Here is a 13936-nt window from a genome sequence, read left to right on the forward strand (position 1 = left end):
TCCAGTTATGAAACTTAATCAAAAAGCACTTAAAGCAATAAACAACCCCGTCACCCGCCGTCGGTTGATGGATGCCCTGGGCTGTACTGAGTTTACTATAGCCCGGTATATTCAAAAGAATAGCGATAATCTCACTAAAGCTGCTTCCATGAAGATTATAAGGGAAGTGACCGGATTGTCGGATAGTGAAATATTGGAAGAATCGGTTATTATAGGCAAATATTGATAGCCCCTGTTTTAATAAAGCTACTAATCAGTACCATTACCATGAAGCCCGGATGTTTCTACATCGGGGCTTTTTTTCTTTGAACATTTCGTATGATTACTTATATTGTAATATCAGGCATAAGTTTGTTTTAAATTATAAATTCTTTCAATCAGATATATTGGTACGTGACAAGAGAGGAGAAGTAACTGAATAAAAATTAAACACTGCAATTTTTGAAGCTGTTGTTTTATTAGATCCACAAAGTAAAAGATATGGCAGAAAGTAAATTTTTTGGTGCCGGGTATTCCCTGATCGGTAAATTCCCATTTATCTGCTTTGTTTTTATAACAGCATGTAAAAATGGAGATTATCGAATCAGGGGAAATGAAGATCGGTTTAGAAAGCTGATTTGTTATTACGATTCTCTGTCAAACATACATCCCTTCTATTTGGAGTATACATCCAATGTAACAAATTTTGCCATTGACAATAAAGTTTTTGATTCTGAAATAAGGACGGAAAAAGAGATTGCTTCCGAGTTTGAAAAAAATGGTATAAGGTATAATTCTATCCAGGTTCTTATTTCAAAAATGAAAGCATTAGGAGTTTTGTCAATAGGGAAAAATCGTTCATCTGTTTGTGATTATATTTCATTGGGAATACGGGATGCTTTCTATGATAGGCAAATGCAATATGTAATACATCAAAATTTTTATTCCAACAAAAAATGTGAACCTCATTCTTTTCCCACTACGTCAAAAGAAATTTCAAGAGATGTTTATTTGTTTAAAGGGAAATCTCCTTTTGAATAACCGGTAAAGAATTGACGCTTATGAAAATAATTAATTAACGAAACAATTTACCGTGGAATCTATTTATAAGCCTAACGTGCATGCATTTCGGCGCTTTTATTTCATCTTCCTTTTTAAATTATTCACCTCCCGTTCCTTTGCATTCACCAACTGCTGAATCATCTTACGAACGGAATCTTCGCTATGCAAAACTTCATCGGAAAAACCGGGATCAGTCTGGTATAAGCTGTCTGTATATAAGAGTAGTTGTTGTAATGATGGATGGTTTTTTAATTTAAGATAGCGGTATTTGAAATCGTTGGCCGTGTGCCGGTCCAGCTTTTGGCTAGTGTTATACAAGCCAAATACATCACACTTATTGGTAACTTATTCGACAACCCGTCGCCTTGGGCTATTTGTTGCTATTAACCACCACTTTATACGTTCAATGCAATGTTACCTAATCCTTCGTCCACATGTGAGGTGTTTTGAATTCAAGAAAAGTAATTCTGTTGCCATGCCTGAAAATCAGCCCGGTGTTTTGATAACTGATAGGATTTTTATTTGCGTCACTTGTTCCCCAGTTTTCTCTATACGCCGTTACACTTACGTCGTTTGTCAAATGCGTATTTGCAAATTGAAAAGATATTCTCCTTTTTAGCAAGGTGTCAATAGGAATTATTTTGAAGTTTACATGTTTTGCCAAAATTGTTGCAGAGTCTGTACAGTAGATAGAGTATAAAGTGTCATTGTACGGAAATGCTAACATTGTCCTTGTTGTGAATTCATCGGCATAGTATTTTACTCCCGATGGCAGTGTTGTATCGAAATGTTTTTTTCCCTTTAAACTGTCAACATCCACATACCAATTGCAAAATCTTTTTTGTTTTTCGTCTTTAAGTTCGTAAAGTTTTGTCGGGTCTTTTATTAAAAGATAGTCTGAAAAGCCACTCATGTGTGCTAAGAAACTGCTTACAACATAATTGTCTTTAAATTTAAAGACTTGTTGAACACCGGTTGCTGGATAAGAAAACGTTTTGTTTGTTTTCTTATTCCAAAAAAATACAGCACCTCCCCATTCTCCAGCAGAGCAGGCATGAACATAGTATGTTGAATCATTGTAATAAGGTAGTCCGTATTTAAAGGGCTGATTGTTGTACTTCTTTAAAGCAAAACCTGTGTCAAGATAGAAAATGTCTTTATCCGTTGAAAGCAGAATTGTGTCGTTATAAGAGTGTAAGAACTGAATTTTTAGCTTTGAAAATCTTGCAGTCAGGCTATCAACGAAATTAAATGCTGTATCAAGAACAATAACTTTACCATCTTCCTGCAAACAAAAAATGTGTCCAGAGTGGTAAACTGCTGAATTAATAATTGTATCGCCTTTTATGGACTTAACAGAAACTAAAAAACGTTTCGCTGTTATGTTCTGCTTTGGGATAGTGCAAGTAACGAAAGCTGTAAGAAAAAGGAAAATGGTTAAATTACGTAGGGTGCTCATTGCAATTGTAGGTAATATTATATTTTTACTATTAAACGCTGTACGCTTCTTTCTACAGGAAATAATTTTTGTAAGATTTAAAACAACCTTGTTCGAATTCAGTCTCCATCCCCAACGGATATGTCTTTCTTAGGGTGATGGTTGAGTCTTTATTAAATTACCATTGTAAAAATATATAGGTTCGACGAAATTATTACCAAAACTGTTAGGTTTATTTCATCTTCCTTTTTAAATCATTCACCTCCCGTTCCTTTTCATTTACCAACTGCTGAATCATCTTGCGTACAGAATCTTCTCCATGTAAAACTTCCTCGGTAAAGCCGGGATTGGTCTGATATAAACTGTCCGTAAATAGGAGTAATTGCTGTAATGAAGGGTGGTTTTTTAATTTAAGGTAGCGGTATTTGAAATCGTTGGCGGTATGCCAATCGAGCTTTTGGCTGGTGTTATACCAGCCGCAGAACGTCAGGCACAGTACAATAAATAGCCCTACTGATACCCATATTAATTTAGGTACGTGGTGATGGTGAAATACTTTATTCTCAACTGGCTGCTTTAATAGTGTTACACTTGTTGCCAACTTTCCCGACAATTCATCCATTTGTTTCGTGGGGAATTTTATGGCGGTAATTGCCACTTTGATATCCGTTAGCTGTTTTTTTATATCTGTGACATCCTGCAATGGTGTCTGGATAGTCTTTATTTTCTCCTGAATGCCTGCAATTTGCTCTGCCTGCTTTTGTATTATATTAGTTATTACTTCTGTAAATGGAGTCGATATTTCATTATTCTGCTCTGTCATAGTTAACTATTTTAATGATGAAGTAGAATCACCTTTTATGTTTATGCTGCTTTTTTCTTTTCTTGCGCAGATACGCTTCCTGGCTGAAGTTATAGGACAGGTTTTCTTGTGTTTCCTCCGACTTTAATAATTCCTCAAATACTTTATTCATTTTATTGAGTACGTCGCTTGCCTTTTCTAATGCTGTATTAGCTGTGGTAAGCTTTTTAGAATGATGTTTGGATAGTGAGAGAATTTTATGGAAATCCTGTTTTGGGTTTTGGACTTGTAATGCAGCCTCTTGTTGTTTCGGCTCTTTGTCAACCTTTTCATTAATTCCCTGGGATAATGCTTTCTGTAATCCGCTAAAAGAAAATTTCCGGTCAACCTGGCTGCCTTTAAATGAAAATTTATCCATTTTAAAACTTATTCCCTGGATCTCCTGCGTCTGTCCCTTGTACTTGAATTGTGTATCAATACCCTGTTTTTGCAACCGCGTAACCAATGTCTCCATTGTACTACACTTTGGCAGCAGCTCAGCAATAGCCATGTATATTTTATACCTTGATGCCTCCAGTTCGTTCATGTTTTCCAGATTGGTAATGGCTATTTCTTTTTTTATTGCCGGGATCAGTTTGTATTCCTGCGTTAATTGCTGTGCCACTTTTTTACCTAGCAACCCTATATAATTATCTTTAATGACCTTGCCGTCATTATCAATCATGTTGGCGACAATATGAAGATGCAGGTGTGATTTGTCAGTATGTTTAACGATCGAGTACTGTGTATTAACAATGCCCAGTCGCTGCAGGTATTGGCCGGCAATCGTCTGTAACATTTCATTAGATGGTCTTTCCGATGGATGAAAACTTACAATTCCGTGGAAAAATGCCTTTTCTTTTCCCGGTCGCAATTGTTGCTGGCGGATAAAATCTTCAGCCATTAGCCTGAAATCATGCTCTCTTACACCATCGGTTATCAGTACTTCCGCCCCCGGTTTATTACAGATATACCGGCAGGTATGATAAACAGAATCGGCAGGAATTACTTTACTGATCATGGTTTTAGCTTTTTTAAAACCTCATCCAGACGTTGACGATAGTTTCCAAAGTAGGCCATAGTCTGTAGCAATCCTTCCTGGTGGCAGACTTTTACCAGCTGGTTTAAGTTGTTGGCCATGCCCACCAGTTGCCTGGCAAACTGCCGTTCCTCTTCCGTTAAACGTGGTATTACAGTGTTATAGATAGCAGCCTTTCTGATATAATTGGAAACAGAAAGTCCGCAGTCTTTGGCTTTTTCTTTTACAATATTGTGTTCAGTACTGGTGAACCGTACGCTTGCATTGATATCTTTTTTGACAATTTTAGCCGGTCTGCCGGCTGATCTATTCTTTCTTTCCTCTTGTTTCATACCCTTCATTTTAGATGTATTTTGTATTTCTTTTTGCGACCAGCGGGAGCAAAAAGCGAGCGTGTTTTTGGCCCCTAGCAATTTTTGTTCTACAAAAACACCGCTCGCCATAAAACCCGGCAGTCTTTCCCTATGGTTGGCAGCTTGGTACGAGGGTCGATAAATTGTGGCGTAGATGGGATTTTACAGCCTTTTTCCTTGTCTCTGGCCTTGCTGTAAACTGTTACGGTTATGAATAAGCCAATCGTTTAAATCTTTATGGCCGCCGTAAAATTCACTCTTGTCTATATACCTGTCTCGATTCCAGTTCAGGGCTTTTTCTGTATGTTTCTTACCAGCCAGATCCCGGTCTAAAAGCAAATGAACCCGTACATGCTTTTCCATTAAGTCCCGGCTTTTGTCGAGAAACGCAAGTGAATTAAGTACAAGGCAGTTGGTTAGGGGAGTGGTTTGATTTTTATTGATAATACAAAATGAAAGGAAAGAAAAGAAGCCTTCAAACACGACAAGCTGGTCGGTTTTGTTATCAATAAAAGTGATGTCCTTTGGCGAACTGCTGCCTTTAAAGTTTTCACTTCTGAGTTCATAACCGCCAGCGTTGTTGGGAAATCCAATTACGGTTTGCTGTTTACCATATAAGACAAAATCAACCTCCCGGCAATATTGGTCGGCAACATCCAGCGGAATTTTTCTCTTTTCTATATACTCGAATAATGCATTGGCCGACAAAGGCCGAACGGCCACGGCCAGTATTTTGGAGTCTGTTGACTCTTTCCTTTCACCAGCAAGCTGGGAGGACGAACTGGCGGTTTCGCCAGATATGGTAGGCGGGTGAAGAGAAAGAGTAGAATGGTTTTGAAAAGCCGATAATTTTGATAACACCTCGGTTATAGTGCAATTATGGTATATGGTGCCGAAATTAATAATGTCGCCACCCTTCCCGATACCGAAATCGTACCACACATTGAGTTTTCTATTTACTTTAAAAGATGCCGTATGTTCCTGTCGGAATGGGGATAAATACCAGTGGTCCTGATTATGTACTTTATTTGGCAGGTGGTTTAATGAAGACAGGTAATCGACCATATCAATCTGTTTTGCCTGTTCACACGATAACTGTTTCATGGTTGAGTTTTAAAGTTCTTTAGTGGAATTAGGCTTTTCCCGTTTGTATTTTGGGGTAGAATCAGTGGCGTTATTATCTACTCCGCGACTAGTTTCCCGGCTGAAAACTTTAGGATTATTGATGCCAAAGGTGCGGATGCTTTCTTTTAAGTCCAGCCATAAACGGATATTGTAATCCGCCAGTTCATGCAATTCTTCGGGAGTTAGCCTGTGGGGGTTGGAAACTGTCTCGGTTTGTTTACCGTCCGATTGTTCCTCGAACATGGAGAAAATATTAGGAACAAAGCCCTCGCCAATCTCTAAGGAGCGATTGATAAAGAAACTGTTTCCATGTAGTTTGATCTGCTTTCCGGTGCTTAACTGGAAAGTTTGCTTTTTGAATTCGGCCATAGTAATTAAGTTTTAATATTAGAAATACGCGGTTCCTGGTATGGGGTAGGGACGGCTGGTGATTATCTTAATCTGAACTATCTGTGCTCATGAGTTTTTGAACATCCTGGAACAGGAAGTAAGCCCTTGACCTTACTTTTACAGGCTTCAATTTCCCTGCTTTGATCCAACTGTAAATGGTGGGTTTGGTAACCTGGAAGAGTGTACACAACTCAGTGATCTTTAAAAGTGGTTTGTAGGTCAAGCCAGGTGTTTCCAGCAGATTTCCTTTGGGCGGGTTTTCCTTTTCCATTCTGGCCATTTCCTCCCTGATTACCTGGCGGATGCTTTGCCAGTATTCTGTCGGCTCGTAGGGAAACAGGATAGGAGTGTTTCCGTTTGTATTTAGTTCTTTCATACTCGTTACTGGTTTAATGGTGAACGATTAGACAAAGTTGCTTTAAACAAAAAGGGAAATATCCGAGTGTGGATCAGACTCGGAAAGAAAAAATATGGGATAGATGAGGTTGTTCGTAAGGCGGCTGGGATGAACGCCGAATACGGCTGGCCCTGATATCGCTCTGCACAAAATCTTTCATACACATATCGTTTAGGACTGCAACATACGGTAACCAAGTGACGATAAAAATACTCCATCAAAAATTGAGGGGGTGTATTAGCTTTGAGGTAAATTGGGGTAAGATTAATAAAAGCTAAGTATACCTGGTAGCTTGAATTATTCAGACTTTAAATTCCAAACAGATTTTATATATGCAATATTCGATTAAGAGGTATGATTTAAGAAAAAATCTTGTTGCAACAGGATTGTTGACAATTACCAGTGAAGGACAAACTACACATTTAAAATATACTGATTCCGAAGTCAACGAATCAGTAAGCGAACTTTACCACCCAATATCAGCATTAGAAAGTTTAAGAAGAGTTCTTGAAAACAAACATGAATCCATTATTGGTTGCACCGGTTGTAGAATTGATTCCGCCTATAGGGCAACAGGTGGGTATGGAACATACATTATAGTTTACGGGAAACCAGCTTCTGAAAGAGCAAGCATATTTCAGCCGACTGATGAAATTGAAAAATTGTGTACTGTGGAAGAACACAAGTCTTCTTATAAAAAATGGTTAGAAAGTCTTAAATAAAGCAAAAATTACTGCTAGTAAGAATAGCCGCAAATTGATCTGGATCGGCTTTCCGGGATTTTTAGTTCAAATTTTATCAGAATATTAGAAATAATCCGCATTCTGTGAACTTTTAAAGAAGTTCTTTATTCTCCACGGCGTTTAACATTATAATTCATTCTTTAGCAGAAATGCTGGGAGGTCTATGCCGAAAAAATTTCTGTGGCCCTTCTGACTAAAAATTTGCAGTTATTTTATTTAGGTTGGTTTGTGATTCTCGATAGCCTACTTTTAGATTCATATTAGATTATGTTTAATGTGTTCTGTAGGGTTGTGAAGTATGCCATGCTTTTCAAATTCAAACTTCGCATATCCTATCAGTTTTAGTGAAGGCATAAAACTTGATCCAAATCAAGTCTTTAAAGTTTCCAATTTGGATAAATTATCTATAAATTAATATCTGAGCTTGAGGTTAGATTAATTTACTTATTGTAGCTATAAAGAAACATATATAGATGATTAATGAAGTCAAAATAGTCCTTGAACCGGAAATTAATAAAAGTGCAAACGGAAGCGTTTTAGAACATTTGATAAGGGATCTATTGGAGCGCCAGCATTACGAAGTAAATCCGAATGTACATTTTACTGGGCTTGAAATTGACTTGTTAGCCAAACATAAATATAAAAATGAAACTCTTTATGTTGAATGCAAGGCGAAGGAGAAGCCGAAATCTACTGAAATAAAGACCTTTATTTTCGGAGTTGATTATGGTATAAGTGGCGAATCGGTAGATTATGGCTATTTTATCCATACAGAAGAATTAGACAGGCAAGCATCTGCATTGAAGCTTCAGTTTGAAAATTCGAAGAAAAACGTATCTTTTATAGGACCGGATAAGATCATCGAGTTATTAATTGAATCCGGCCGAATCAATAAGCTGAACTATAATGAATTGTCTCTACACGTTTCAAAAACTATATTAGCATATACATATTTCGGCATTTTTTATGTTCTATTTTTTCAGGAAAATGCAATTGCTGAAAACTTTACTATCATTGACGCAAAAACTTTAATTACTTCAAAAGATGATTCAGTTTTTAAGGTTACAGACTCTGTTAAAGAAGTAAAGGATTTAAATTTTATACAGCTTGCTCCATTTACTTCCACAATGTCAGGCAAACAGAAGATCGCAAGAGTATTGGACAATGTGACCGAAATAAAAGAGAGTGAAAATTGGTATGATTATTCGCCCGCTTCTATAAAACACTTTATTGGGAGAGCTTCGTTAAGAGATAATTTATTAGCTCTTATTGAACAGGTGCGACAAAACAAAACACAAAACCGAATATTCTACTTAGATGGAAAATCAGGTTGGGGAAAAAGTTCGGTCATCGCGGAATTACGAGGAAGAACAAGGACGAAGTTCCTGAAGAAAAAGGCCTTTACTCTGGCTGTTGATACACGAAGTGCGTCAACAAACAGTTTTATTGCATTAGCATTTAAGAAATTAATAGATGATGCGAAACAAAATGGGTTTATTTCACAAAACCTTTTTAGTGATAATATTAAATTTGCATCTCCCTACGATATTTTATCTGATAATTCAATAAAGCAAATCTTATCAATATTAAAATCACAAAACAAAGTTTTAATAATTGTATTTGACCAATTCGAAGATGTTTTTAGAAAGGAAGATCTATTTGAAGCCTTTTATAAATTTCTTATTGATGTGAATGATGCTAAAGAAAATGTAATAGTTGGTTTCTCCTGGAAGTCAGAAATAAACATTCCAATTGGAAATGCTGCATACCATCAATTTTCTCAAATTAAGGATTATGCACTTAATCTGAAAATTCCGGAATTTGGACTAACAGATGTAAAAAATGTGATTAATCAATTAAGTAAAGAAATAAAAAAGCCACTGGGGAACGATTTAGAAAGGCGTCTAATTGACGCTTCTCAAGGGTTCCCGTGGCTTATAAAAAAGTTATGCATTCATACCTACCAACAATATACTAATGGGAAAACGCTTGAAGAACTAATTGAACAAGATTTAAATATTAAATCATTATTCGATTCTGACTTAGAAAAATTGACTGCCGAAGAATCAAATACATTAAATTACATTGCGCGCAGATCTTATTCTGAATCTGCTTTGGATATTTCCGAATTAGAAAATATTGACGAAGAGGCATTGCATCAACTTATACACAAACGCCTTGTTATTAATACAGGTAGTAAGTATAATATTTATTGGGATATTTTCAGGGACTATCTTGTTAATGGAGACATTCCCGTAATAGGCGAAAGCTATCTTATTCGGCAAAGTTATTCAGGTTGTCTTCAGCTTTATTTAAGCTTTGCAAAAAATATGGTTAGAACGTTTGAGGAGATCTCGAACGAACACTCGAAAACGTTTACAAAAAAGACACTTTTTAATATATTATTCGAATTAAGAAGTTTCGGCTTACTTCGAAAAAAAGAAAATTCAGACATTTATGAAATAACGGATAAGAGTAAAGCAATAAATAAAATCGCGTTTATTGAATATATAACTGAAAAACTAAAAAACTATACGCCTTACATTGAATTAGCAAAATTAGATAGAAAGAAGATAACTGTTGATGATATTGTATTTGTTTTGAAAGGAATTTTCAAAACCTCTGATTTTAAAGAAAAAACGTGGAAGGCTTATGCTCTTAATTTAATGACTTGGCTGACAAGCACTAATTTACCTATTAAAGATAAAATTGTCGAATCTCGCAAAGGAAGATCGGCAAATTATGAGTTCAACGCTGATCTTATTTTATATATTAGTCCACAAATAGTAGTTGATTCAATTAAAAAGCTGCAGAATGGGGAGCAATTATCTAATCGGGTTTCAAAGGAGCTTGTTATTTTAAAAATTGCCACTCAGCTAGACGAATCTACTTTAATTCTAAATGATTGGGCAAATGTAGATTGTCAAGAAGATCTGTTTTTAAAAGGCCTTGCAGAAACGGCAATTAGTTTTAATAAAGTCCAGGCTGCGTATCAGTTCTTAAAAGAACATCCGTCTGCCAAACCCGCTGAGCTGTTAGCTCGCGTTCCAGAATTGACTAAGGACTTCAAGACTGAATTGTCAAAAAGACAAATTAATTCTATTCTTTTTGGTTGGGGGCTTTTTGTTGTAAATGTGCTTGATAATAATATAACCAAGGTTAAAATTAAAAGAACCCTTGGCAAAATTCAAAACAAATATGCGTATACTCCTGATCAACTAATTGACTGTTATTTGCGATTTATGGGCTCCAATTCTATTGATTCAATTGAAGAAGATAGGAAGATTTCCTATTTGCGTTTTCAGGGAATCCTTGATGGTAAACAAACAATTTTGGACAACGCTGGAATATCAGCAAAGCTAAAAGAGGTTGTTTCTGAAGACCAGTTCATTGAAAAAGTTGCCGAATACCTACTGCGAAATCCAAAGCCAAAGTTGCAAGATGTACTTGACGCATTTCCTGAAGCTTTTATCAACTATTCTACAAAAGCTTCACAAAGCAATCGTTGGAGTAAAATATCTAGTTGGGCTAGGCTAGTTATTTAAATTTAATAAGGCTCTAGTAACTCTTCTTAAATATAGTAATGGATGTTATGTGTTTCATTTTAAAATAGTTTTCATAAATGAGATATCTAGAAATAGTCCTGACATTTTTCGGTGCAGTTTTACTCGCTTTATTGACCTACAAGTGGACGGACTCAAGGAAATTAAAAATAACAGTGTTAATTTTCGCCATAGTTGTAGCCTCATTAGTTGCTTATAACTCCATTTCTCAAATCACTAAAGAAGGAATTGAAGAAAAGATAAAAGATAAAATCGGCGAATTAAATGAAGATAGAAATGTGCAATCACCAGAATTCAGAATTGGTCATTCGGGACTCACATTTCAAATGTATAAAGGGATTGGAATCAGTACGTCATTGGAGGACGAGAATCCATATTTTAAAGTATATGTCAAAGAGGAAAAGTTGCATGTTTGGTTCATACTTTATGATAACAGGAAAAATTTAGTGGGTGCGATTAATGACAACGTTTGGGAGATGTTTAATGATAATTATGAGTATAATAATGATGAACGAGGTTTCGAAATTGTCAAGAAAGGTGAAAGGGAGGTGTTCTTTCAAATCGAATATGCTGATGGAATAGCATGGTTGGCTGGGTTAATTTTAAATAAAGAAGGGTGGGGGATGTTTTTGGCCCCGCCAACAATAATGGAACCAGCTCAAATGATTGGCTTAAACCCAGATTCATGGAAACAGGGAAAAGAGCCAAGCATAAGTTTTAATATAAGTCCATTGTTTAAGTATCCAAGAGAGAAATATTTAGGCGAAAGGTCGCATGTTACAAATGAAAAGTTGTGTGATTGCCCAGAAGGAAGAAGATGGGTGGAGTTTTATAATCAAAAAAAATAACGGTCGAACATTTCGTAAAGTTCATGTTGGGCAGGCATTTGGTTGGAGGGGTTCATAGATAAATATATTTAATTGGGTTTAGGATTCGTTTTGTGGCTCCCTTATGGAATTGTACTTTTAAATTCTTCTGAATCCTTGAAGCTACGGGGGAAAGGAAAGATTGTTAATGTTTGGGCGATTTATATTACCAAGAAGGTAACTAATATGGAAAAGGGAAATTTATTTATCTTTATTTAGAGTTATAGTTCTTATCAATATGATGTTTTCCCAGCGTCATCCCTGGCGTCACCCATTTTGCAGCACTCAACTAACTGACTAACAATAAGGAGTAGGGTAGGATCAGTTCCCTCTCTCTCCGCTTCTTCTAATAATTATAGATAACATTTTGTAATGAAAGCCCGTAGTAGCAAATTGATTTCAAATCTATGGCAAGAGGGGGCAGCCGGTAAACCATTGCCCGATTACTTTCAAAGTTTTGGTTTGGGATTTTATGAATACTTCCAGTTATGCGAAGATTTGAAAGCCGCCGCATTGCCAATTCTTAACTGCGGTCTCAGTTGCCAGTTTGATGCAGCGGAAGTAGTGCCAATGGACGAAATGAGTTCTTATGTGCAGGACGCACTCGATCTAATAGAATTTGCTAATGGAGATGTAACTACTGCATGGGGTAAGAAGAGAGCAGCATTGGGCCATCCGGAATCATTCAATATGAAAATGCTTGGTGTTGGAAATGAAAACTGGGGACCGCAGTATATAGAGCGATTAGAGCTATTTAGGGAGGCAATAAAAACAAAGTATCCTTATATGCAGCTGATCTGTGCGACAGGATACTCTCCCAATCCGCAGTTTCATTTTATGGATTCGGCACTCAGAAAAATGAATGTTGATATTATAGACGAGCATTATTATCAAACAGCCAATTGGTTTTTGATGAATGCAAGCAAGTATGATCACTACGACCGGAAGGGACCTAAAATATTTTTAGGCGAATATGCCTGCATGAGTACACGGATTGGCAGTCCGGAAAATAAAAACACCCTGTTTTGCGCATTAGCCGAGGCCGCGTTTATGACCGGCGTTGAACGCAATGCAGATATTATTTGCATGGCAGCCTATGCGCCGCTGTTTGCTCATGTAAAAGATTGGCAGTGGACGCCCAATCTGATCTGGTTTGATAATAGCACCAGTTACCGCACGCCAAGCTATTATGTGCAACAATTGTTTTCTCTGAATAAAGGAACGAGTATGGCGTCTATTACAGAAAATGGGAATGTCATTGCTGGGAGTGATAGTATCTGGGCATCTGCCGTGACAGATAAGCACACCGGCGAGGTGATCATTAAACTGGTCAATCCTTCCGGAAAGGGAAAGGCGAAAAAAATAGAGGTACCCCAATTGGGAAACAGCAAAAGCACAGCAACCATAACTGTTTTAAAGGCTGATGATGGAAATGCAATGAATAGTCTAGGCCAGCCTTTGAACGTCGTGCCGGTTAGTTCAAAAGTTCCGATAAACAATAAGATAATTTCAGTGGCTTTGCCTAAGTATAGTTTTAGTGTAATTAAAATAAGATCATAGCTTTTAATATAGTAGTAAAAGATGACCTTCCCGTTTTGATTCCTGCCAAAATTAGCGTATAATAGAGGTCGAAATGAAACACATAATAATATTCTTTGTGTTCAAAGCTGAGACAAGAAAAGGCGAACCCGTGTGGAATTTAACAAAGGAGAAAATGGCGGTAAAGGAGAATATACAACTCTGTCAGGTGGTCTCGCTGGCGCAGATCTCCAAATACAAACCGATCAATCTTGGGATTATTGAAGAGACCTGTGAACAGAAGTAAGACCGGATAGGGATTTTAGAAGATCATCACCTTTCGGTATGTTCGAAACGAAAAACATTTATTGATTAAGTTCAATTGCCAACTGAAATAACTACGCAATCTGCTTGTGATTCTCTTCCTCAGTTTTTTGAATCACTCTCTCCTTCACCTTAACCAAATAAAAAAGCTGCATCAAATTGATACAGCTTTGTATTTACAGTTCAGTATTTCGGTTTTCTTTTTACATGCCTTACCGAGTTAATTATAACACTATTACAACCAAGTAAGGAAAACGGTTAATTCTTATTCTTCTAAACTGAGTATTGATTGGGGGAT

Annotated in this window: 15 protein-coding genes; 7 read left to right on the plus strand and 8 right to left on the minus strand. The window is 36.7% G+C overall.

The window, feature by feature from the left end:
* Positions 1-7: 7 nt before the first annotated feature.
* Positions 8-226 carry a hypothetical protein gene (locus tag J7I42_RS23285; protein ID WP_209141281.1) on the plus strand — a complete coding sequence of 73 codons (219 nt, stop codon included), beginning with the start codon at positions 8-10 and terminating at the stop codon, positions 224-226.
* A gap of 254 nt (positions 227-480) precedes the next feature.
* Positions 481-1020 (plus strand): hypothetical protein, encoded by a 540-nt coding sequence (locus J7I42_RS23290; RefSeq protein ID WP_209141282.1) that lies wholly within the window; start codon positions 481-483, stop codon positions 1018-1020.
* A gap of 96 nt (positions 1021-1116) precedes the next feature.
* Here the strand turns inward: J7I42_RS23290 and J7I42_RS23295 are convergent, their stop codons facing one another.
* The 8 genes from J7I42_RS23295 to J7I42_RS23330 all read right to left on the minus strand — a co-directional run bounded on the left by J7I42_RS23295 (position 1117) and on the right by J7I42_RS23330 (position 6603).
* Positions 1117-1359, minus strand: a complete 243-nt coding sequence (locus J7I42_RS23295; protein ID WP_209141283.1) for a hypothetical protein — start codon at positions 1357-1359, stop codon at positions 1117-1119.
* 100 nt (positions 1360-1459) lie between these two features.
* Positions 1460-2500 (minus strand): hypothetical protein, encoded by a 1041-nt coding sequence (locus J7I42_RS23300; protein ID WP_209141284.1) that lies wholly within the window; start codon positions 2498-2500, stop codon positions 1460-1462.
* Positions 2501-2711: 211 nt separating this feature from the next.
* Positions 2712-3302, minus strand: a complete 591-nt coding sequence (locus tag J7I42_RS23305) for a hypothetical protein (protein ID WP_209141285.1) — start codon at positions 3300-3302, stop codon at positions 2712-2714.
* Positions 3303-3330: 28 nt separating this feature from the next.
* Positions 3331-4341 (minus strand): relaxase/mobilization nuclease domain-containing protein, encoded by a 1011-nt coding sequence (locus J7I42_RS23310; protein WP_209141286.1) that lies wholly within the window; start codon positions 4339-4341, stop codon positions 3331-3333.
* Entirely contained in the window at positions 4338-4691 is a 354-nt protein-coding gene (locus J7I42_RS23315; RefSeq protein WP_209141287.1) for a plasmid mobilization protein, read from the minus strand. Before J7I42_RS23315 ends, J7I42_RS23310 begins: the two co-directional genes overlap by 4 nt.
* A gap of 183 nt (positions 4692-4874) precedes the next feature.
* Entirely contained in the window at positions 4875-5816 is a 942-nt protein-coding gene (locus J7I42_RS23320) for a CHC2 zinc finger domain-containing protein (RefSeq protein ID WP_209141288.1), read from the minus strand.
* A gap of 9 nt (positions 5817-5825) precedes the next feature.
* Positions 5826-6206 carry a hypothetical protein gene (locus J7I42_RS23325; RefSeq protein ID WP_209141289.1) on the minus strand — a complete coding sequence of 127 codons (381 nt, stop codon included), beginning with the start codon at positions 6204-6206 and terminating at the stop codon, positions 5826-5828.
* A 67-nt stretch (positions 6207-6273) separates the two neighbouring features.
* On the minus strand, positions 6274-6603 hold the full coding sequence (locus tag J7I42_RS23330) for a helix-turn-helix domain-containing protein (RefSeq protein ID WP_209141290.1): 330 nt from the start codon (positions 6601-6603) through the stop codon (positions 6274-6276).
* 353 nt (positions 6604-6956) lie between these two features.
* Here J7I42_RS23330 and J7I42_RS23335 point away from each other — a divergent pair, with 353 nt between their 5' ends.
* From J7I42_RS23335 to J7I42_RS23355, 5 genes are all read left to right on the plus strand, one after another.
* The gene (locus tag J7I42_RS23335; RefSeq protein ID WP_209141291.1) at positions 6957-7346 is read left to right on the plus strand and encodes a hypothetical protein; all 390 of its coding nucleotides are present in this window, start codon (positions 6957-6959) and stop codon (positions 7344-7346) included.
* A gap of 494 nt (positions 7347-7840) precedes the next feature.
* Complete coding sequence (locus J7I42_RS23340; protein ID WP_209141292.1) at positions 7841-10912, plus strand: nSTAND1 domain-containing NTPase; 3072 nt, start codon at positions 7841-7843, stop codon at positions 10910-10912.
* Between the two features lie 77 nt (positions 10913-10989).
* A complete protein-coding gene (locus tag J7I42_RS23345; RefSeq protein WP_209141293.1) occupies positions 10990-11778 on the plus strand; it encodes a hypothetical protein in 789 nt (262 codons plus the stop codon).
* A 390-nt stretch (positions 11779-12168) separates the two neighbouring features.
* Positions 12169-13356 (plus strand): alpha-L-arabinofuranosidase C-terminal domain-containing protein, encoded by a 1188-nt coding sequence (locus J7I42_RS23350; RefSeq protein WP_209141294.1) that lies wholly within the window; start codon positions 12169-12171, stop codon positions 13354-13356.
* A gap of 73 nt (positions 13357-13429) precedes the next feature.
* Positions 13430-13621: a hypothetical protein gene (locus J7I42_RS23355; protein WP_209141295.1), complete on the plus strand. Its 192-nt coding sequence runs from the start codon at positions 13430-13432 to the stop codon at positions 13619-13621.
* Positions 13622-13936 lie beyond the last annotated feature (315 nt).

Source organism: Niastella soli (genome assembly GCF_017742245.1).
Classification (GTDB): domain Bacteria; phylum Bacteroidota; class Bacteroidia; order Chitinophagales; family Chitinophagaceae; genus Niastella; species Niastella soli.

What these genes read in the sequence shown, in the direction of transcription:
- J7I42_RS23310 (WP_209141286.1), bottom strand. Translation starts at nt 4,341, where the DNA reads ATGATCAGTAAAGTAATTCCTGCCGATTCTGTTTATCATACCTGCCGG.
- J7I42_RS23320 (WP_209141288.1), bottom strand. Translation starts at nt 5,816, where the DNA reads ATGAAACAGTTATCGTGTGAACAGGCAAAACAGATTGATATGGTCGAT.
- J7I42_RS23325 (WP_209141289.1), bottom strand. Translation starts at nt 6,206, where the DNA reads ATGGCCGAATTCAAAAAGCAAACTTTCCAGTTAAGCACCGGAAAGCAG.
- J7I42_RS23345 (WP_209141293.1), top strand. Translation starts at nt 10,990, where the DNA reads ATGAGATATCTAGAAATAGTCCTGACATTTTTCGGTGCAGTTTTACTC.
- J7I42_RS23300 (WP_209141284.1), bottom strand. Translation starts at nt 2,500, where the DNA reads ATGAGCACCCTACGTAATTTAACCATTTTCCTTTTTCTTACAGCTTTC.
- J7I42_RS23285 (WP_209141281.1), top strand. Translation starts at nt 8, where the DNA reads ATGAAACTTAATCAAAAAGCACTTAAAGCAATAAACAACCCCGTCACC.
- J7I42_RS23330 (WP_209141290.1), bottom strand. Translation starts at nt 6,603, where the DNA reads ATGAAAGAACTAAATACAAACGGAAACACTCCTATCCTGTTTCCCTAC.
- J7I42_RS23305 (WP_209141285.1), bottom strand. Translation starts at nt 3,302, where the DNA reads ATGACAGAGCAGAATAATGAAATATCGACTCCATTTACAGAAGTAATA.
- J7I42_RS23355 (WP_209141295.1), top strand. Translation starts at nt 13,430, where the DNA reads ATGAAACACATAATAATATTCTTTGTGTTCAAAGCTGAGACAAGAAAA.
- J7I42_RS23315 (WP_209141287.1), bottom strand. Translation starts at nt 4,691, where the DNA reads ATGAAACAAGAGGAAAGAAAGAATAGATCAGCCGGCAGACCGGCTAAA.
- J7I42_RS23340 (WP_209141292.1), top strand. Translation starts at nt 7,841, where the DNA reads ATGATTAATGAAGTCAAAATAGTCCTTGAACCGGAAATTAATAAAAGT.
- J7I42_RS23350 (WP_209141294.1), top strand. Translation starts at nt 12,169, where the DNA reads ATGAAAGCCCGTAGTAGCAAATTGATTTCAAATCTATGGCAAGAGGGG.
- J7I42_RS23290 (WP_209141282.1), top strand. Translation starts at nt 481, where the DNA reads ATGGCAGAAAGTAAATTTTTTGGTGCCGGGTATTCCCTGATCGGTAAA.
- J7I42_RS23335 (WP_209141291.1), top strand. Translation starts at nt 6,957, where the DNA reads ATGCAATATTCGATTAAGAGGTATGATTTAAGAAAAAATCTTGTTGCA.